The sequence below is a fragment of the Scopulibacillus darangshiensis genome, from assembly GCF_004341035.1.
Classification (GTDB): domain Bacteria; phylum Bacillota; class Bacilli; order Bacillales; family Sporolactobacillaceae; genus Scopulibacillus; species Scopulibacillus darangshiensis.
Genome location: NZ_SLXK01000061.1, coordinates 1 through 18,548, shown reverse-complemented (window position 1 = coordinate 18,548; position 18,548 = coordinate 1). Strand labels below are relative to the sequence as shown.

General features: G+C 45.8%; 18 protein-coding genes. 4 read left to right on the top strand and 14 right to left on the bottom strand.

What is annotated here, in order from left to right; genetic code table 11:
• Positions 1 to 65 precede the first annotated feature (65 nt).
• From EV207_RS21560 to EV207_RS21535, 7 genes are all read right to left on the bottom strand, one after another.
• Complete coding sequence (locus tag EV207_RS21560) at positions 66 to 1,001, bottom strand: nucleoside hydrolase (protein WP_132748351.1); 936 nt, start codon at positions 999 to 1,001, stop codon at positions 66 to 68.
• Between the two features lie 179 nt (positions 1,002 to 1,180).
• Positions 1,181 to 1,765 carry a class D sortase gene (locus EV207_RS21555; protein ID WP_132748350.1) on the bottom strand — a complete coding sequence of 195 codons (585 nt, stop codon included), beginning with the start codon at positions 1,763 to 1,765 and terminating at the stop codon, positions 1,181 to 1,183.
• A 67-nt stretch (positions 1,766 to 1,832) separates the two neighbouring features.
• Positions 1,833 to 3,725, bottom strand: coding sequence for a bifunctional metallophosphatase/5'-nucleotidase (locus tag EV207_RS21550; RefSeq protein WP_132748348.1), 1,893 nt, complete (start codon positions 3,723 to 3,725; stop codon positions 1,833 to 1,835).
• 104 nt (positions 3,726 to 3,829) lie between these two features.
• Positions 3,830 to 3,967, bottom strand: a complete 138-nt coding sequence (locus EV207_RS23230) for a hypothetical protein (RefSeq protein ID WP_165887037.1) — start codon at positions 3,965 to 3,967, stop codon at positions 3,830 to 3,832.
• Between the two features lie 605 nt (positions 3,968 to 4,572).
• Complete coding sequence (locus EV207_RS21545; protein WP_132748347.1) at positions 4,573 to 5,115, bottom strand: NADPH-dependent FMN reductase; 543 nt, start codon at positions 5,113 to 5,115, stop codon at positions 4,573 to 4,575.
• A 281-nt stretch (positions 5,116 to 5,396) separates the two neighbouring features.
• Positions 5,397 to 6,371 carry a ring-cleaving dioxygenase gene (locus EV207_RS21540; protein ID WP_132748345.1) on the bottom strand — a complete coding sequence of 325 codons (975 nt, stop codon included), beginning with the start codon at positions 6,369 to 6,371 and terminating at the stop codon, positions 5,397 to 5,399.
• A gap of 2 nt (positions 6,372 to 6,373) precedes the next feature.
• Positions 6,374 to 6,805, bottom strand: coding sequence for a MarR family winged helix-turn-helix transcriptional regulator (locus tag EV207_RS21535; RefSeq protein WP_132748343.1), 432 nt, complete (start codon positions 6,803 to 6,805; stop codon positions 6,374 to 6,376).
• Positions 6,806 to 7,053: 248 nt separating this feature from the next.
• Here EV207_RS21535 and EV207_RS21530 point away from each other — a divergent pair, with 248 nt between their 5' ends.
• The 4 genes from EV207_RS21530 to EV207_RS21515 all read left to right on the top strand — a co-directional run bounded on the left by EV207_RS21530 (position 7,054) and on the right by EV207_RS21515 (position 12,338).
• A complete protein-coding gene (locus EV207_RS21530; protein ID WP_132748341.1) occupies positions 7,054 to 8,436 on the top strand; it encodes a sigma-54 interaction domain-containing protein in 1,383 nt (460 codons plus the stop codon).
• 84 nt (positions 8,437 to 8,520) lie between these two features.
• A complete protein-coding gene (locus EV207_RS21525) occupies positions 8,521 to 9,837 on the top strand; it encodes an aspartate aminotransferase family protein (RefSeq protein WP_132748339.1) in 1,317 nt (438 codons plus the stop codon).
• Between the two features lie 13 nt (positions 9,838 to 9,850).
• Positions 9,851 to 10,816 (top strand): agmatinase, encoded by a 966-nt coding sequence (speB, locus tag EV207_RS21520; protein ID WP_132748337.1) that lies wholly within the window; start codon positions 9,851 to 9,853, stop codon positions 10,814 to 10,816.
• A gap of 124 nt (positions 10,817 to 10,940) precedes the next feature.
• A complete protein-coding gene (locus EV207_RS21515) occupies positions 10,941 to 12,338 on the top strand; it encodes a sodium:solute symporter family protein (RefSeq protein WP_132748335.1) in 1,398 nt (465 codons plus the stop codon).
• Positions 12,339 to 12,393: 55 nt separating this feature from the next.
• Here EV207_RS21515 and fabZ read toward each other — a convergent pair whose 3' ends face one another.
• The 7 genes from fabZ to EV207_RS21480 all read right to left on the bottom strand — a co-directional run bounded on the left by fabZ (position 12,394) and on the right by EV207_RS21480 (position 17,986).
• On the bottom strand, positions 12,394 to 12,822 hold the full coding sequence (gene fabZ, locus EV207_RS21510; protein ID WP_132748333.1) for a 3-hydroxyacyl-ACP dehydratase FabZ: 429 nt from the start codon (positions 12,820 to 12,822) through the stop codon (positions 12,394 to 12,396).
• A 56-nt stretch (positions 12,823 to 12,878) separates the two neighbouring features.
• Positions 12,879 to 13,193: a DNA-directed RNA polymerase subunit beta gene (locus EV207_RS21505; protein ID WP_132748331.1), complete on the bottom strand. Its 315-nt coding sequence runs from the start codon at positions 13,191 to 13,193 to the stop codon at positions 12,879 to 12,881.
• Positions 13,194 to 13,241: 48 nt separating this feature from the next.
• Positions 13,242 to 14,084 carry a flagellar hook-basal body protein gene (locus EV207_RS21500; RefSeq protein WP_132748329.1) on the bottom strand — a complete coding sequence of 281 codons (843 nt, stop codon included), beginning with the start codon at positions 14,082 to 14,084 and terminating at the stop codon, positions 13,242 to 13,244.
• Positions 14,085 to 14,095: 11 nt separating this feature from the next.
• Positions 14,096 to 14,905, bottom strand: a complete 810-nt coding sequence (locus tag EV207_RS21495; RefSeq protein WP_132748327.1) for a flagellar hook-basal body protein — start codon at positions 14,903 to 14,905, stop codon at positions 14,096 to 14,098.
• Positions 14,906 to 15,076: 171 nt separating this feature from the next.
• Positions 15,077 to 16,078 carry a rod shape-determining protein gene (gene mreB, locus EV207_RS21490; protein WP_132748326.1) on the bottom strand — a complete coding sequence of 334 codons (1,002 nt, stop codon included), beginning with the start codon at positions 16,076 to 16,078 and terminating at the stop codon, positions 15,077 to 15,079.
• A 138-nt stretch (positions 16,079 to 16,216) separates the two neighbouring features.
• Entirely contained in the window at positions 16,217 to 16,486 is a 270-nt protein-coding gene (spoIIID, locus tag EV207_RS21485) for a sporulation transcriptional regulator SpoIIID (protein ID WP_132748324.1), read from the bottom strand.
• Positions 16,487 to 16,981: 495 nt separating this feature from the next.
• Positions 16,982 to 17,986: a nuclease-related domain-containing protein gene (locus EV207_RS21480; protein WP_132748322.1), complete on the bottom strand. Its 1,005-nt coding sequence runs from the start codon at positions 17,984 to 17,986 to the stop codon at positions 16,982 to 16,984.
• Between the last annotated feature and the right edge of the window lie 562 nt (positions 17,987 to 18,548).

The window sequence follows — 18,548 nt, the reverse complement described above, 5'->3', positions numbered from 1 at the left end:
ATGTAACCCGTTACAGAGTATTTTAGACCTCCGTGTTTTGTTTGTCAATAAACAATTTTAAATTTTCAAAGCGCCTCATGACCCGTTACCCGCTCTAAAAAATGTGATACGAACCGGTCACTATCAACTTCCAGACACACTTGTATGGGCCTTTCATTCGCCCCTTTCTCCCCGATTGTTTGGCCAACTTTCTCCCCTTCAGTGACGACATCAATGGTCATCGGCACCGTTTTAACAAACGAGGGATCAATCGCGGCGCCTACCGTTAATGGATCGTGAAGGGCGCAGCCATTTAAATCGGGTTCGTTTTTCGCATAAGCATTCATATAGAAATCACAGGCATCCGCTAAAATACGGGCCAAGTCCGTCCCCTCTTTTCTCCACGTCTGCAAAACGTCCCTCTTAAGCAGTGTTTTCTTAGTGACATCGAGACCGACAAGGGTGACAGGCAAACCAGATTGAAATGTAAATTGGGCTGCGTCTGCATCAGTATGAATATTAGCCTCGGCAAAAGGGGTAACATTCCCGGGTACTGTCACAGCACCGCCCATGACAATCACATCATCGATCAACGGCACGATGCCGGGATCTTTTTGGATCGCCATCGCCAAATTGACTTGACTTGCGACCGTCAAGATTGTGACATCATGGGGATGATCACGAACAGCGGAAATTATAAAATCATGTGCGAGCATGTCTAACGGCTTGCCGGCTGCTTCCGGCAGGACAGCATCACCAATGCCGTTTTGCCCATGAATCCAAACTGTTTTATCACGATGGACATCGCCGTTGAACTTTTCTTCTACCCCAGGGATGACCGGAATGTCACGAGCGCCAAGAACCTCCAAGACTTGAAGAGTATTGCGGGTCGCTTCCGGGACAGATGTATTGCCAAAGCTTGTTGTGATCCCTAAGATATTCAATTCCGGGGATTGAACAGCATAGCTGATAGCAAGTGCGTCATCGATTCCTGTATCGACATCTAGAATGATATTTTTCATAATGGTAGTCTCCTTTGCTGCGTTAATAATTATTTTTCTGGTATTCAGATTGGCGTTTTCGCCTCGGGTATTGACTTCGTCTTTATCAGTGAAAGAACGAACAGCAAGCCAGTGATAAAAAAAACAACTCTCATGACATGATCCCCCATTGTTTTATTTTTATTTGTGTCAGGCTGTTGTTACTCCGTCTTCTCAAGATAGGCACTGATGACATAGCGTTTGGGCGCATTGCCGATATAATGAAAGGGATAGCATGTCGACATCGTCAAAACTTCTTTGGGGGCAGTGGCATGGATCACTGTTCTATCATCCGCTGAAACAATCTTCGAGTCTTTCATTACATAGTCAAATGTTCCATAAGGCAGTTGAAGAATGATTTTATCCCCGCTTTTTAATTCGCCTAAGCGCCGGAAAACAGTGTCCCTGTGGCCTGATAACACAATTTGATCATGCTGTCCGGGAAATGCCGTGCCCCTGTAGTGGCCAACCCCTTTGGCGAGCACCTCCTGACTAGACCCTTCGATGATCGGCTGTTGCAGGTTAATCTCGGGTATTTTCAAAAGGCCGATGACCTGCCCTTTATCAGGATGAAACGTTTTCTGTGCGGCAAGCTGTTTGCCAGGGCTATCCGCGCCCTTTACACTGGCTTCTGCCTTATGGATCGCGTGGACTTGGCCAGTATGATGCAGCCATAGTTTGCATCCGGCAACGGAAACAAAAACCATGCCTATCGCCATTAATAAAATGCCAATCACTTTGCGCATTAAACCACCACCCAATTAACCCGGGGAACATCCCTAAATTGTTGTTTTAGGGACATTCCCGGTCATATTAGACCCTTTTTCTTCGAAAGACCAAGGTGAAAAGGCCTGCTGCAATGAACACAATACCTGCTAATAAAATGTTGTAAATATTAGTGGCCGTATTTGGAAGCTTATGGCCAGTATTTGTATGGTCACTGTGGACTGCCCCGTTTGAGCCGTTATTTTGGTCATCTTTTACTGGCTTAACCAATGTGGCACGGCCTTCAATTTTCGGATCAATTTTCTTGCCTTCAGCATTTAACTTCTTAATATAATCAATAAAAGTGTCCGTATCGGATTTATAAGGCTGAACCAATTTTCCTTTCGCAAAAGCGGTAAAAGCATCCCCGCCATTTGCTAAAAATTCATTCATACCGACAGTATAGGTCTTGTCCATTTCCAATTTTGATCCGTTTGGAAGGTAAATATCTTTGACACAGTATTTTTGATCGCAACCAGGGCTTTTGCTGCCGTCAACGTAAGTGTATTTAAATCCGGAAAACTGCAGAAACATGATGTGATCCGGGTTTTGCCATTGCTGATTCAAACCTTCCTTAATGTCTTTGCCTGTCAATTTGTATGCGCCAAGTTGGTTCTGAAACGGCTGGACAGTGTAAGCTGCTCCCCAAGTAATGACATGTTGTCCCTGATCATTTGTCTTAAGTTTCAGCGCGTCGCGAATACCCCCGGAGTTAGTGATGGCAAAGTCAGTTCCCATCATTTTGCGTTGGCCATCGGTTATTAAATTTCCCAAAGGATTTTCGCCGTCTTCAGGTTTCTTCTTACCGATTGGTTTGCCATTTTCCGCGTAGCCGATTGGCTTTTTTGTGACCTGATCGGTAATTTCATTTGCTTGATCAACAATTTTCTGAATCTCTGGGTCTGGTTTTACATCCCTTGTATTTGGCACCACTTTTGCCTTAATTGACCCTTTTACAAAGTCTTGGGTGTTTGGATCAAGCTTCGCTCTGACATCACCAAAAGCTTCGCCATACAAACGGTCTTCGATGATCAGTTTGCCATCGACAAAGCCGTTGGCATATTCATGATTGTGTCCCGCAAAAATAATATCAACATCGTCATTAATCTTTTTGGCAATATCGGCAAAACGGCCGGTTGTTTTGCCATCTTTCGTGACTGCGGGGACGTGGCCGATAACGACTATCGCATGGACCCCTTTGCTTTGGAGCTCCTTAGTATATTTGTTAATCACTTTCGCTTCATCAAGAAATTGATAAGGCTTCACGTATTTAGGCATCGCAGACGTTAACGTTTCCAATGTCACAACTCCGATGAACCCTACTTTCACGCCGCCGATATTTTTAACCGTATATGGCTGAAAAATGGGTTTGCCGCTTTTTTTATCTACAACGTTCGCTGCCAGATAATCGAAGTCGCTGTCAATCCCTTTATAATTGTAATCAAAACCTTGAGTATATTTTTTTACCATCGGATGGACGGAGGTCGCGTACAGAAGCCGCTTCAATTCCGGTATCCCTTCATCGAATTCGTGGTTTCCCAGAGCTCCAACTTTAAAATGCATCGCATTAAAAGCCTTTACCGTCGGTTCATCCTGAAGCAGAGAAGAGATCGGCGGGCTTGCTCCGACAAGGTCCCCAGCGTGCAGACGAAGGGAATAGGATTTGATCCCTTTTTTCTTGGACTTCTCTGACATGTCTTGTTCTGCTAGATTTAAGTGTGTAGCAAGATACGCGGCTCCACCGACTTTCAAGGACTTGCCGTCTGTATTTAACTCATTTTCGGTATTTAGGTTACCGTGAAAGTCATTGACTGCAAGCATTTGAAAAGCGATGTCATCTTTGCCGCCATTTCCTTTCGCCTGTGCTGTAAAATGTGATACAAGAGGTGAAAATGACAATAAAAGAGCGATTAACATAGATAAACCTATTTTCTTCCCCATACTCTATCACCCTATCTTTCTGTTAAATTTATTTGACAGGCCCTTAACGGACGCCAAATATCCAAATTAACATGAGATGTGGAACCGGTTACACAAAGACTTGTTTAAATGGTCCAACCCCAAAGCAATATGTACGCGGCCAGCGGCAAATAGGGAAATCTGGGATGTTCTCTTGCTTGCTTAGGGTCTTCCCCCATTGTTAACCTGCGTTGATCGACACTGCTATTTTTATAGATTATCATTGTTGCCGCTTCCAATTGGTTTAACAGCAAGTGCTCCTATGTGGCTTGCATTTAAAGTCTCTCTTTGGTTACTACCATTTGAGTAACCCCCTTATAGATTACATCGCGCTATTATAGTTTGTCAAATTGGAAGAGTGTAAAAATTGGGTGCGTGTATATTTTCACTGGGGGGCGCGCATATATTATGGATGGAATTAGGGCGTGAAAATTTGATTTCAAAAATACGAATGTAAGAGAGGGGATCGAAGACTTTATGTTCAAAAGCTAGACTGCATTTGTCACCTTGAAACTTTTCTTTTATAGGCAAAAGAAAACAGGCCACATTGCGACTTTATGTTTCGCCATGTAACCTGTTACAGATATTTTAGTCTTCTGCCGACAGTTTGTCAATGTCAGTTTTAAAAAAGGGGCTTTACCCCGGTCCTTTTTACTAGAAATGCCTCTATAAAAAGGTTTTATATTTAGGTTTAGCCTTCTGAAAATCGGGTATCCTTTTATTAATCCCAAACCTAATTTCTTTATGACCCCCCTCTTACTTATCCTTAAAAATTTAGGATCAACACCAGCCGGTTAGCGGTTGGTGTTATTTTATTGTGAAAGAGGAGTCAGCCCCCTCTTTCAATCGCTTTTTGCAGGAAGAGAATTTCTTTTGCCAAGCTTGAAATCCTCCCAGTTATTTCCGGTGAATTAATCTCGTTCTTTTCGTTAAAATGGTTTGAATGAACATAGGTATAGCCTGGGGCAACATAAGCCCTGAAGTAGCTTAGGATTGGCCGCAATTGATTTTCAACCGCCGAGTAATGCTGGTATGAACCGCCGGTGGCGATATAACCGACAACTTTATGTCTTAAAGCTGAAAGCGGCAGCAAATCAAAGAGGTTTTTCAAAGCCCCGGGTATGGAACCCTGAAATACAGGTGTTCCAATAATATAGCAATCCGCCTCAGTTATCTTCTGAATGACTATCTTTGTATCACCAGTATAGGTCATGGGATCTCTGCCGTCGCAAAACTTAACATCATAGTCCTTTAAATTAAGCAGATCAATATTCACGGATTGATCGTTGCTTTTGATTTCATCAAGGACACTTTGCACAATCACCGGTGTTTTCGAACCCACCACCGTACCGGATATGCCTAATACCTTCATGTTGTCCTCCCGCTTGTAAATCTTATGATAAATGGGCGCCGTTTGCCCAAATCCAAGTATCATTATGGATAAAAGGGAATGCATCTCCTAATATATTGTACACTGTACGCGTCGCTAATGTATCGTCGGATGCTCAAGCAGGCAAGCCCATAAAAATGGTTCCGGGTATTTGGCTCTAGGCAGTTGGATTGCGGCGGTTTCGGTCCTTTAGGCGTCCTCGCGCCATTTTCGCTCGGGCTCGGGCCTTTTTTCGGGCGGGCTCAGTCCAACCCCCACAAAAATTATTCCGGCTTTGTGTCTAAAGGCTTCAGCCTTGCTTCGATTTCTTCCCGATCTGATTCAAGAAATGGCGGCAAGGCGAGATTTTCGCCTAAATGGGCCAAGTCTTCGTCAGTAGCAAAGCCGGGGCCGTCGGTTGCGATTTCGAATAGGATGCCGTTCGGTTCACGGAAGTAGAGGGATCGGAAATAAAAGCGATCGACAAATCCCGAGTTCGGGAATCCCGCATCTTGTATTTTGTGAATCCACTCGTGCAGCTCCTCCATGTTGTCAACACGGAAGGCAACATGATGGACGCCGCCGCGGCCGAGACGTTCCGGCGGAAGATCTTGCCGTTCTTCAATATGAATTTCCGCCCCGCTTCCGCCTTCACCCGTTTCAAAAACGATAATATCCGGCTGACCTTCGATATGAGATGGGTATTGACCCTTTTGGCGAAATCCCATTATCTCAGTTAAAACTTTTATAGTAGATTCCGGATGGCGAACGGTCAACCTGACTGGCCCGAGCCCAATAATCCCATATTCCCCAGGGATCGGACTTTGGCTCCAAGGCTTGCCGCCTTGAATGCCCTGATCGTTTTCATCCGAGACCAAAATCAGCCTTTGCCCCTCAAAGTCCTCGAACGCAAGCGTCAGCCGGCCAGCCCGCTCTACGATGTCCTCATGATTTATTCCCTCTTCAGCAAAGCGGTTTTTCCAGTATGTTAAAGCCGCGTCCCCGGCGACACGCAAGGAAATGGCAGAGATGCTGTTGACACCATTGTGATTGGGTGCCGCCATAGGGATTTCAAAAAAGGTTAATTCCGTCCCGGGATTCCCCTTTTCATCCCCATAAAACAAATGATAGACAGATGTGTCATCTTGATTCACCGTTTTCTTAACGAGCCGCAAACCAAGTGTTTTAGTATAAAAATTATAATTTTTGTCAGCCTTCGCAGTTAATGCTGAGACATGATGGATGCCTTTTAAATTCATTGTCAGTCCTCCTTCTGCAGCTTTCGCAACAATATAAGAAGCTGCTTTTGTTCTTCCGTAGTCAGTTTGCTGAACTGTTCTGCTTGAAATTGCTCTTGCGGCGGAACCACTTCTTTATATAGAGCTGCCCCCGTGTCAGTCAGTGACAAATACTTCGTTTTCCATTCCTGCTCGCGTTTGATCCAGCCTAACTGTTCCATTTTATTGATCATCTGTGTCACATTTCCTTTTGTCACAAAAAGCTTATCCGCCAATTCCTGCTGTGTCAGACGATTGTGGACCCCGACCTGGACCAAAATGTCAAATTGGGACGCGGACAAGCCCCACTCTTTCAAATGCTGGTTTGTCCTGCGAATGCTGTGAGTATAAAATCGGGCCAAACGGAACCAAAGCGACAAACCTAAGCGCTTCGCATGATGATTGTTTTCAGTCATATGACCACCTGCCCTGCTTTTATTTTATCAGTTTAATAATAAACCAATCGTGCTCCTTCAGTTTATTACTAAACCAACCAAATGTCAACAATCTCAAAATATCAATAATAAGTACCCTACTACTCCTCGATTTGTTATAATTATTCAAAAATAAATAATATAATACAAAAACAAATAACCCAGCAACCCTTTATTTATATGGTTTCCGCAATAAATAATTTAAAAATGAATAATTGGAGTGATCCTTTATGAAACGAGATAGGCGGCACGCGGCTGAATGGGATGAAAATGAAGCGATTCTGCAATCCCTCCAGGATGATATTATTGTCACCAACTTGGATGGCATTATTTTGAGAGCAAGCAAAACAAGCGGGGACATCTATGACATTGATTCGGCCGATATCATCGGCAGATCCGTGTATGATCTTGAAAAGGAGGGATTGTTCACACCGACTGTGACACCCATGGTTATTAAGGAAAAAAAGAAATTAACCTTTGTCCAAACAACAGGCGCGGGGAAAAAGCTGCTCGTTACCGGTATCCCTGTCTTTGACCAACAGGGCAGCTTAAAAAGGATTGTCAGTTATTCTCATGATGTCACAGAGCTGTTGGAAGTGAAAAAATATCTGAAGTCAATGGAAGAAGAAATCGAGAAAGTCAAAACCGAGCTCGATTTGCTCAGAAATAAGCAGTTTTATGATGACGGCGTTATTGCCAACAGCAATGAGATGAAAAAAGTGCTGGATGTCTCTTCACAAGTATCCGGGGTCGACGCCAATGTCTTATTGCTGGGGGAATCCGGCGCAGGCAAATCGTTGATTGCTGCATTTATTCACCGAAAAAGCCCAAGATGCAAGGGGCCATTCATTGAAGTCAATTGCGGGGCGATCCCAGCCAGCTTGTTTGAATCCGAACTTTTTGGGTACGAGCCCTCCGCCTTCACGGGGGCAAGCCGCAAGGGGAAACTGGGTCTCGCGGAGCTTGCCGATGGCGGAACACTGTTTCTTGACGAGATTGGTGAATTAGCTCCAGAGCACCAGGTCAAACTGTTGAAGCTCATACAAGAAAAAAAGTTCCTCAGGGTTGGCGGAACGATGCCGCGGAAGGTTGATTTTCGCTTGATCGCCGCAACAAATAAAAACCTTAGGAAAGCGATCACCGAAAGAAAGTTTAGAGAAGACCTTTATTTTAGACTTAACGTCGTGCCGATTACCATTCCGCCCTTGCGTGACCGGACTGAGGATATCCTGCCGTTAATCGATCATTTCCTGAACCATTTTACACAAAAATACGGCAGGGACCGCAAGCTCGATGAAGCCGTGATCGCGCACCTTTTATATTATGAGTGGAAAGGCAATGTCAGAGAGCTGATTAACCTGATTGAACGTTTGGTCGTGACCTCCCCCTCTTCCTTAATTACTACCGACTGTCTGCCTGAGCATGTTTTGGAGGGCGGCGCCGCGGATTATGCCGACACCCCCGCACCTTTGCGGCAAATTCTGAATGACGTCGAGAAACAAGTGTTGTTGCATGCAAAAAAGCAATACAGCACGACAACAGCCATTGGCAAGGCATTGGAAATCAGCCAGCCTTCCGTTGTAAGAAAGCTTAAGAAACACGGCCTTAATTGAACGTTGGCATAAAATTTGCATCAGTTTTTTTACAAGTACAAATAGTCAAACTCCAAGGAAATCTACCACGAGGGGGAAGATGACATGCCGCAAGAATTGAGCCGTTTATTTCAGCAAATGCCCGACTTATTAGCACCAACCATGGCAAAGGATCACCCAAATCTTCCAGTCATTAAAGAAGAGGGGTGTTATTACTACGGACTAGATGGCAGGAAGTATCTCGATTTTACGTCTGGCATCGCGACAGCTAATACAGGGCACCGCCATCCCAAGGTTGTTCAGGCGATAAAGGATGGCGCCGATCAGCTGATGCATGGGCCTTCAGGCGTCATCATGTATGAATCGATTTTGCGGTTGGCGGAAGAGTTATCAACGGTCCTCCCTAATGGACTGGACTGCTTTTTCTTTGCTAACAGCGGGACAGAGGCGATCGAAGGCGCGATTAAATTAGCCAAACATGTCACGAGAAGGCCATACGTTGTGTCCTTTACAGGCTGCTTTCACGGACGGTCACTAGGCGCTCTCAGTGTGACGACGTCAAAAAGCAAGTACCGCAAATTCCTGCAGCCAAATGGGCTGACTTATCAAATCCCTTATGCGGACGTGAAGGATTGTCCGGCGGGGCAAGACCCCGAGGACTATTCCGTCACCAAATTAAAAAAAGACTTCGACTCCTTGTTCCGGCACCAGGTGACACCCGAGGAAGTCGCTTGCGTTATTCTCGAGCCGGTTCTTGGGGAAGGCGGTTATATTGTCCCGCCAAAGAAATGGATGCAAGCCGTCAGGGACATCTGCAATGAACATGGCATGCTATTAATCTTTGATGAAGTGCAAACAGGATTTGGCCGGACCGGCGACTGGTTCGCCGCCCAGACATTCGGGGTGACGCCTGACATCATGGCGATTGCCAAAGGGATCGCCTCGGGGCTGCCGCTCAGCGCCACCGTTGCTTCAAAGGACTTAATGAAACAATGGCCGCTTGGCAGTCATGGCACAACTTTCGGGGGAAATCCTATTGCTTGTTCGGCCGCCTTAGCGACGCTTGGGGTCATGAAAGAGGAGCAACTCATTGAAAACGCCAAGAATATGGGCGAGTATGCTGCCAAGCAGTTAAACCTTTTAAAAATGAATCATCAGACCATTGGAGAAGTCAGGGCGCTTGGGTTGATGATCGGCATCGAGATTGTCGATCCAGTTACACGGACACCTAGCGGCGATATTTTAATGACCATTTTGGACAAATGTCTTGAAAAAGGTGTCCTATTCTATTTATGCGGGAGCCAGGGAGAAGTGATTCGGATGATTCCGCCGCTGACCGTGAATAAAAACCAAATTGATGAAGGATTAGGGAAGCTTGATGAAGCCCTTCTCGAATTTGAAACCGGCTGCCAAAATCATTAAGGGAGTGTGTCAAATGTACAAGCCAAAAGACGCTTCAACATCACCCCGCTTTTGCGGGATTCGGACATTTATGAGATTGGAAAATATCCAGACAACCAAGAACGTTGATTTTGCCGTCATCGGCGTTCCTTTTGATACGGCGGCTACCAATCGCACAGGCCAGCGCCATGGCCCGCAGCACATCCGCAATTTCTCGTCATTGCTGCGCCCCTACAACCCTGAGCAAGACATCAATATTTTCGAGTATTGTTCCGGCGTTGATTATGGGGACATTGATGTCGTTCCGGGGAACGTTCATCAAACCTATAAAAATATCGAAAGCGGCCTTGAACCGATTTTAAAAGAAGCAATCGTCCCTATTATCCTAGGAGGCGACCATGCCATTTCACTCGGCAATCTTCGGGCTTTTGCAAAAGAGTACGGTCCGCTTGCACTCGTCCACTTCGACTCCCACAGCGACACATGGGACGCCTATTATGGTGAAAAGTATACGCATGGGACACCGTTCCGCCGGGCCGCCGAAGAGGGTTTGCTTGATACTAGCCGCTCCATTCAGATCGGCATGCGCGGACCGCTTTACGGACCGGAAGATATGCAGGAGGCAAGGGATCTCGGCTTCGAAGTTATCACCATGTCCGAGGTCAGAAAAATTGGCCATCAAGAGGTTGTCAACCGGATTCATCAGCGTGCAGGAGGCATGCCCGTCTTTGTCTCCTTTGATATCGATTTTGTCGATCCCGCCTATGCGCCAGGGACAGGAACCCCGGAGGTCGCCGGTCCTACAAGCTATGAGGCGTTGCGTTTTGTAAGGGACCTGCACGGGCTGAATATTGTAGGATTCGACCTTGTCGAAGTTTTGCCCTCTTATGACCATGGGGAGCTGACGGCGATGATGGCTTCGGCTGTTGCTTATGAGATGATCACCCTCACAGCAATGAAAAGGCGGCAAGAGCAGCGTCAGGGCTTGCTGCAAAACTAGACTTTTGGGAGGCGGTATCCCTTTTCTAAAAGGCTGCTCCCCTCGGTTTTTTCTGTTTCACCAGGACACCAAAAATTGCCCAGTCCCCTTCCCTTTGAAAAAAAACGAATCGGAGAGGATATGAATGGAAACATCAGATACTATTGTCTTGCTGCTGTATTTTGCTGTATTAATTGTTGTCGGGATCATTGGCTCTAGGAAATCCAAGTCGTCTGAGGACTATGTCTTAGCAGGAAGAAGATTAGGCGTGTTCATGAATCTCGGGTGTCTGTCAGCTGTCATCATCGGCGGTGCATCAACGCTCGGAACGACCTCATTAGGTTATCAATACGGTATTTCCGGTATTTGGCTTGTTGTGATGATCGGTTTAGGTATCATGGCCCTTGGGATCTTTGTTGTAAAGAAGATATCTGGTTATAAGGTGTTAACAATCAGCGAACTGCTCGGAAAAAGATATAATAACCAGACCCGGTTAATCAGTGCTGTTGTCACCGCGATTTACACCCTGCTCATTACGGTTACACAAATTATCGGTATGGGGGCTATCATCAATGTTCTGCTTGATTGGAATTTAACGTTTTCGATGCTGCTTGGCGGCGGGATTGTGCTGTTTTACACAATTCTCGGAGGCATGTGGAGCGTGACGGTCACCGACATCATCCAATTTGTCGTCATGACAATCGGATTGTTCTTTATCATGCTGCCGATGAGCCTGGCAAAAGCAGGCGGATTTGACCATTTGCTCGCTGAACTTCCGGACTCCTATTTCAGCTTCACGAACATAGGCGTCGATCAGATCTTTCAGTATTTCTTACTATACTTTTTCGGGTTGATTGTATCCCAGGATATCTGGCAAAGGGTGTTCACCGCTAAGAATACGAAAACCGCCCGGATCAGCACGGCATCGGCCGGTTTATACAGCATAGCCTATGCTTTAGCGGCCGCTGTTATCGGCATGTGTGCACTATTGGTCCTTCCTGACTTAACGAATACCCAGAACACCTTTGCCAGCATGGCGATTGCCATTCTTCCCTCAGGCATGCTTGGCATTATTCTGGCAAGTGTTTGTTCAGCTTTAATGTCGACCGCTTCTGGCGGGCTCATTGCTTCAGCCACATTAATTTCAAATGATATTATAAAAGAATACTTCTTCCCTAATATTAAGGACAAGCAGTTCATTACCCTTTCCCGCATTACAACACTCGGGCTTGGTCTGATTTCGATCATCTTCGCCCTTTGGATTCAGGATATCCTTGTCGCCCTCGATGTTGCCTATGCGATCCTGTCCGGCGCCATCTTTGTACCGTTACTCGCGGGACTATTTTGGAAAAAGGCAACAGCAAAAGGATCCTTTTATTCGATCATTGTCAGCACCATCGTCATCCTTGTCGGATTTGCCATTGATGGTCTGAGCGCGACGTCACCGATTATTTACGGCATTGTGGCAAGCGTGATCACGATGGTTTCCATGTCTCTGCTGGACAAGAAAACAAGTGTGCCGGTGATAAAAAAGGGGGTCTGACCCCTCGGGGTCAGACCCCAAAAAAAAGTCAGGGGCCTGGCCCCTGACTTTTTTACTATTTATCCCCTAAAGCAAACATGATTTCCGCTTCACAGGCGAGTTCACCATCGACGGTAGCAACGGCTTTTCCTTTGCCCATTGCGCCGCGGAACCGGATCATTTCAACTTCCAGTTTGAGCTGGTCGCCCGGCTTGACCTGACGCTTAAAGCGGCATTTGTCGATCCCGGCGAAGAAAGCAAGCCGACCGCGGTTTTCCTCTTTTTTCAACATGGCGACAGCGCCGACCTGAGCAAGGGCCTCGACAATCAGAACACCCGGCATGACCGGATAGTCGGGAAAATGCCCGTTAAAAAAATCCTCATTTCCGGAAACATTCTTAATGCCGATCGCCTTTTTTCCTTCTTCCACTTCCAAAATACGGTCAACTAATAGAAAAGGATAGCGATGGGGAATAATCTCTTTAATTTCTTCAATCGTTAGCATGATAAATATCCGCCTTTCTTAGGCTCGTCCTCAGGTCATGACCATCTGTGCGAACCTTATGTTCCTTTATTTATGATGTCTACAATATGCTGCCAAGTGCCCACTTTAAAAACATCGAAGACATTGCCGTCCCCAACGATCCCATAGCCGATCATGGCGCCGGCGACCAGAGCAAATGCCGAAAAAAATACAATCGCAACGAGACGGAGCCAAATTGGAAAGGCTCGTCTTCGTGGTTCCAAAGGCAGCTCGGTTATCCCGCTTTCACGACTTTCCTCATCTTTCCCCGTGCCTGCAGGCTTTATCTTAAACCGGCTTGTTTCTTCCTCAATATTTGATTGTTTGACGTTGATGCCTTCATTTTTAGACATGTTATATCCTCACACTTACCTCATTTATTTCACTCGTTTGTCTCTCTATTAACGAAGCGAGTTGACAAGGCCCATCATTTGGTCACTAATTGATATTGCCCTGGCGTTAAATTGATAAGAACGCTCAGCAGCGACAAGATCAGTTAATTCCTGGGTAACATCCACATTGGATGCTTCGAGTGCACCTTGCTGTATCGCTGCATTCTGCAGGCCAATAAGCTTGCGCACATCATTAAGGCCAAGACCCAGACTTTGCAAATTAGGGAGGGAAAAATAGCTTCCACCCTTAGATTCTAGCAGCTGCGGGCGGCTGATTGAAACCAATCCGATTGGGCCCGCCGCGACATGGCTGCCATCGGGCATCACGCTCTCGATCACTCCAGCTGCATTAATATGAATGCCAGTTGCCCCCGCCGGAATCTGGATCCTTTGATGATCAGAACCAAGAACGGCATTGCCATCCGCTGTGACAAGAATCATTTGGCCCGGATTGCTGGCATCTTTCTGAAGGTAAAAGGCACCGTTCCGCGTATATTGGGTTGATTCCCGCCCTTTATCATCCACAACCCCGATCATGAAAAACTGATTGGGCTTAGTCAGGGCAAGATCCAAAGGGCGGTCCGTCTGATTGATGGCGCCTTGAACCATGATCAGTTGGATGTCACCGACTTTCGAGCCTGTGCCGATCCGAATGCCCTTCGGTGTCAGTCTGTCTGCCCGGTCACTATCCACAGGCACATTTTGAATCTGCTGCGTCAGCAGGCTAGTGAATACTGCACTCTTGCTTTTGTAGCCCATGGTATTGACATTTGACAGATTGTTAGCTATGACATCGATCTTTGTTTGAATTTGTCCCATTGCAGCCGATGCAGTGGTAAGTGAACGATCCATATGTTACCCTCCTACCCAATCCGTCCGACTTGATTGACGGCCTTCTCCATGCTGCGATCATACGCTTGAAGCACCTTCTGATTCGCCTCGAAGGCTCTATATGTTGCTGAAAGGTCTGTCATCGTCCGCTCGGGTGCTACATTGGATTGCTCAAGATACCCCTGGCTAAGCTGGAAACCAACGTTCGGATTATTTTGGGCTGCTGGAAGGGCTTCTGTTTTGCCTTGAAGGCGGAACAAGCCGCCGCCCACCTTGGTCAGCTGGTTTGGGTTCGCCGCAAAAGCAATGCCAATCTTAGTAATGGGTGTATCGCCCACCACGACCGTTCCATTTTCTAATACCTTAAACTCATCGGATGGCAGATTGATTTTCCGTCCGTTCGCATCAAGGACATATTGGCCTTTGGCTGTCGTCAGGAACCCTTGGCCGTCGATTGTAAAATGACCGTCCCGTGTATAGCGCAACCCGTCAGCTGTTTGCACAGTAAAAAAGAGTGCACCAGGTTGTCCAGTTTCAGGATTGACAGGGAGATTTCCTTGAATCAATGCTACATCTGTTGGTTTCCCAGTTTCTTCTAAAGGACCTTGTCTAAAATTAGGGATCATTTCTTGCATATAGACACCGGTTGATAAAGCGCCTACTTTCTTTGCCCCGGGTGTATCCCCACCTAATCGGGAAATGAGCATTTCCGGGAAGCTGCGAAGAACGGCTTTATCAGCTTTATACCCCGGGGTTTTCATATTGGCCAGGTTATTCGTCAGCATTTGCTGGCGGCGGCTTTGGGCAATCATGCCGGCTGCAGCAGTGTCAAATCCTCTCATCCTTATCGCTCCTTAGAGGATGTTCAAAAGGTCCGGTAAAAATAGCTGTCGAATCTCTTCGTTAGCTTGCTTTTCCGCTGCTCAAAGACCGCGCCGCCTTGACCTTCCGACGCATAGCAAGTGTCGGCTCTTTTTGTCCTCCCTTTTGAACAAACATTTTTAATGAAAACTTCAGCCCAACTTACGTTTGGGAAGCTTGTCCAAATGATCAAGCATGAGACCTGTGCCCTCGACCACACAGGTCATCGGATTTTCTGCAATAACAACCGGTACCTTCAATTCCTCAGCGAGCAATTGATCAATACCATTCAGGAGCGCACCGCCTCCTGTAAGGATGATTCCGCGGTCAATGATATCCGCGGATAATTCTGGCGGTGTTTTTTCGAGAACATTTTTGGCAGCTTGAGTGATGTTGGAAACAGGTTCTTCCAATGCTCTTCTAATTTCATCGGATCGGATTGATAATGTTTGGGGTAAGCCTGACACCATGTCTCTTCCGCGAATGGTTATTTCTTCGTCTCGGGATCCCGGGAAAACCGTGCCGATTGTGAGTTTTATTTCCTCGGTGGTTCTTTCGCCAATCAACAGCTTGTACGTTTTTTTAATATAATTTAGGATTTCCTGGTCAAAAGTGTCGCCCGCCATACGAATAGATGTGGCGGTGACGATATCACCCATGGAAATAACAGCAATATCTGTTGTTCCACCGCCGATGTCAACGACCATATTGCCGCTCGGCTGGAAAATGTCCATGCCTGCGCCAATCGCGGCCACTTTCGGTTCTTCTTCAAGATAAATTTGTTTGCCGCCGCTTTTCTCAGCCGCTTCCTTGATGGCCTTTTGCTCAACGGACGTGATGTTGGTAGGGGTGCAAATCAGAATCCGCGGCTTAGTAATAAAGCCCTTGACATTAATTTTGTTAATAAAATGCGTCAACATCATCTCAGTGATGTCGAAATCCGCGATAACGCCGTCGCGAAGCGGTCTAATAGCGACAATATTGCCGGGCGTCCGACCGACCATTTGTCTTGCCTCTTCACCGACGGCAAGCGGTTTGTTCGTGCTGGTATCTATGGCGACAACTGATGGCTCATTTAACACAATACCTCGACCTTTAACGTATATTAGAACATTCGCTGTCCCGAGGTCTATCCCGATATCCTTAGAAAACATTCAATATCCTCCCTGTTTCCAAACTTCTTTCATTTCTCCTATTATTCGACTAAAATCATCTTTATATTTTAACATAAAAATAATATACAGGGAGTTATTTCTAAAAAATTAAATCGACCATTTCAAGAGCCAAACGGACTATTGAACAACCTCTTCCTCCATATTTTTTCGGTACTTTAGACGTGTTGCTTCCCCGCCGCGCAAATGCCTGATTGACTTGTGATAATCGAGGACGTGTTTGACCTCGTTAGCCAATTCCGGATTAATCAGCGGCAGCCTTTCTGTTAAGTCCTTATGGACGGTGCTTTTGGACACACCGAATTCCTTCGCGATCACTCGCACTGTCTTTTTCGTCTCCACGATATGCCTGCCAATCTTGATTGTTCGCTCTTTGATGTAATCGTGCACACCACTCGCCTCCCAAAAATAATAAGACATTGCGAAATGAGACATTTTTGTGGCGGACTTACAAGCAAGACCCATCGCATGGTTGCCCGGAAGCCCGCCGCGCTCACCTCAAACCCCGCGTTGTGAGTTTTGTAACATTTTATTATACGAGTTTGGGTTATATGCCAAAAAGTCAAGGAGGACAAGGGGTTTTGCTGAATTTTTATTCAAATTGACCATGCGGCAGGGATTTTTTACAACCGATTAATCGGAAAAATTTTTTACTTCATCTTATGGACAGGTCTTAAATATTTGGGGGACAAGCTATTAAATGGGCACTGGTTAAAAAGCCGGGAGGCAAGTCAGTATGCCGTTCTAAAGGTATATGCCAGGTGATGATAGTTGTTGCAAGCGAGATTGTCGCGCCTGGGGCAGGAGTGTTTGCTATGAGGTGGATTGGCGTTCCTGGTGGGAGTCTGAGTGGTTGAGTCTTAGGGCAGGTTGCCAAATCTCACCTTACACTAGCCCATTTTTGTTGAGGTACGTTGATAGCTGGGCTTGTGGCGGAAGATGGTAGGTTCGCCTTGTTCCAACTCCTGTATAAGGAAGGTTCAACGATTTTAGCATCTTATATGCAACATTTCGGGTAGGTAAAAGGAGATTTTCACGGCATTGTTGATTGGTTATTGTGCCGTGAATAAGAAGGTAATCCAAAATTGTTCGCTTATGTGCATCCATTGATATATTGCCACAAGCTGGGCATAACCATTTTCTATTTTCACGGTTCATTGGATAAGATCCGCAAGCTGGGCATCGGACACCTATAATTAGTTCGGCACTTGTCATACCGTAAGTTTGGAAAATATCAATAGAAGGCGGTGTATGAGCCCGTAATAATTGTCGGTCCAAATCATTTATTTTTACATTATCTAAAACCTGATTAGGATATAACCCTTCAAATTCCTCAATTTTATCAAGAAGTTGTTCAGGACGAACAATTCTTTTGAAAACTTGTGTGGTGTCACTGGTTGTCTCGAGGATGGTTGCTGGATTCCCAAAGACAACCAGGTATTCAATAGGGACATTTGTGAAATTATGTTTAGACTTCCAATCTTTTAGCTGTCGTTTGTGGCGCTTAACTTGGGAAAGTGGATTATCGATACTTTTTTTTATACCTTTTACAATTTGAAAAAATTGGTTGGTCTTATGATCGTAAAGGATGGTACCGGAGTAATTTTTCACTTCAACGATGAGATGAAAGTTAAGGGAATTAAGAAGATTATCGATTTGAAAATAAAAACGTCCATCAACGGTAAGTCGTAAATCGTGGAAAATATGATATTGGCTTTCGGGAAGAAGATGCAAATAATAGTCAATTGACTGTTCACCTTGGAAACCTGACCTTCTATTCTTTAGGTCCATTTCAATTATTGAGCGCTTTGGATGACGAGGAGGTATGCTTCTCAGCAGCGCCTCATTACATAAAATCTTCAATGGTACTGTTCGTTTCTTCACAATCATTGAACCTTCTCCTTCTTAAAATGTATTTAAAAATCCTATTAACTAATTCAATTAAGGTTGGGAAAAACCTGCCTTTTTAAGAAAATTCCTTTATAAAAAGTGATCTTAGACGTGGGTGCAATTTATTTCTAGGGGGGCCTATACCTTTTAAGTCGGGGACTGCTGCGTCTTGAACATGGGGACTGCGTCCTTATGAGCGGCGACTGCGTCCTCATCGTGGAATTCTGCGTCCTTTTCACCGGGGATTGCGTCTTGAACATGGGACTGCGTCCTTATGAGCGATAACCGCGTCCTCCTCGGGGAATTCTGCGTCCTTTTCACCGGGGACTGCGTCTTGAACATGGGGACTGCGTCCTTATGAGCGGCGACTGCGTCCTCATCGTGGAATTCTGCGTCCTTATGAGCGATGACTGCGTCCTTATGAGCGATGACTGCGTCCTTATGAGCGATGACTGCGTCCTCCTGGTGGTGAACATGCCCCTGTCAAGTAGACACTTTAAAAACGCACACATTTGTGTATTTGTGTCCTACATCTATCCCTTCCATTTATGCCAAATTGTCC

What these genes read in the sequence shown, in the direction of transcription:
- EV207_RS21560 (WP_132748351.1), bottom strand. Translation starts at nt 1,001, where the DNA reads ATGAAAAATATCATTCTAGATGTCGATACAGGAATCGATGACGCACTT.
- mreB (WP_132748326.1), bottom strand. Translation starts at nt 16,078, where the DNA reads ATGTTTTCTAAGGATATCGGGATAGACCTCGGGACAGCGAATGTTCTA.
- EV207_RS21535 (WP_132748343.1), bottom strand. Translation starts at nt 6,805, where the DNA reads ATGACTGAAAACAATCATCATGCGAAGCGCTTAGGTTTGTCGCTTTGG.
- EV207_RS21550 (WP_132748348.1), bottom strand. Translation starts at nt 3,725, where the DNA reads ATGGGGAAGAAAATAGGTTTATCTATGTTAATCGCTCTTTTATTGTCA.
- EV207_RS21480 (WP_132748322.1), bottom strand. Translation starts at nt 17,986, where the DNA reads ATGATTGTGAAGAAACGAACAGTACCATTGAAGATTTTATGTAATGAG.
- EV207_RS21500 (WP_132748329.1), bottom strand. Translation starts at nt 14,084, where the DNA reads ATGGATCGTTCACTTACCACTGCATCGGCTGCAATGGGACAAATTCAA.
- EV207_RS21525 (WP_132748339.1), top strand. Translation starts at nt 8,521, where the DNA reads ATGCCGCAAGAATTGAGCCGTTTATTTCAGCAAATGCCCGACTTATTA.
- EV207_RS21505 (WP_132748331.1), bottom strand. Translation starts at nt 13,193, where the DNA reads ATGTCTAAAAATGAAGGCATCAACGTCAAACAATCAAATATTGAGGAA.
- fabZ (WP_132748333.1), bottom strand. Translation starts at nt 12,822, where the DNA reads ATGCTAACGATTGAAGAAATTAAAGAGATTATTCCCCATCGCTATCCT.
- EV207_RS21495 (WP_132748327.1), bottom strand. Translation starts at nt 14,905, where the DNA reads ATGAGAGGATTTGACACTGCTGCAGCCGGCATGATTGCCCAAAGCCGC.
- EV207_RS21545 (WP_132748347.1), bottom strand. Translation starts at nt 5,115, where the DNA reads ATGAAGGTATTAGGCATATCCGGTACGGTGGTGGGTTCGAAAACACCG.
- EV207_RS21555 (WP_132748350.1), bottom strand. Translation starts at nt 1,765, where the DNA reads ATGCGCAAAGTGATTGGCATTTTATTAATGGCGATAGGCATGGTTTTT.
- EV207_RS21540 (WP_132748345.1), bottom strand. Translation starts at nt 6,371, where the DNA reads ATGAATTTAAAAGGCATCCATCATGTCTCAGCATTAACTGCGAAGGCT.
- speB (WP_132748337.1), top strand. Translation starts at nt 9,851, where the DNA reads ATGTACAAGCCAAAAGACGCTTCAACATCACCCCGCTTTTGCGGGATT.
- EV207_RS23230 (WP_165887037.1), bottom strand. Translation starts at nt 3,967, where the DNA reads ATGATAATCTATAAAAATAGCAGTGTCGATCAACGCAGGTTAACAATG.
- EV207_RS21530 (WP_132748341.1), top strand. Translation starts at nt 7,054, where the DNA reads ATGAAACGAGATAGGCGGCACGCGGCTGAATGGGATGAAAATGAAGCG.
- EV207_RS21515 (WP_132748335.1), top strand. Translation starts at nt 10,941, where the DNA reads ATGGAAACATCAGATACTATTGTCTTGCTGCTGTATTTTGCTGTATTA.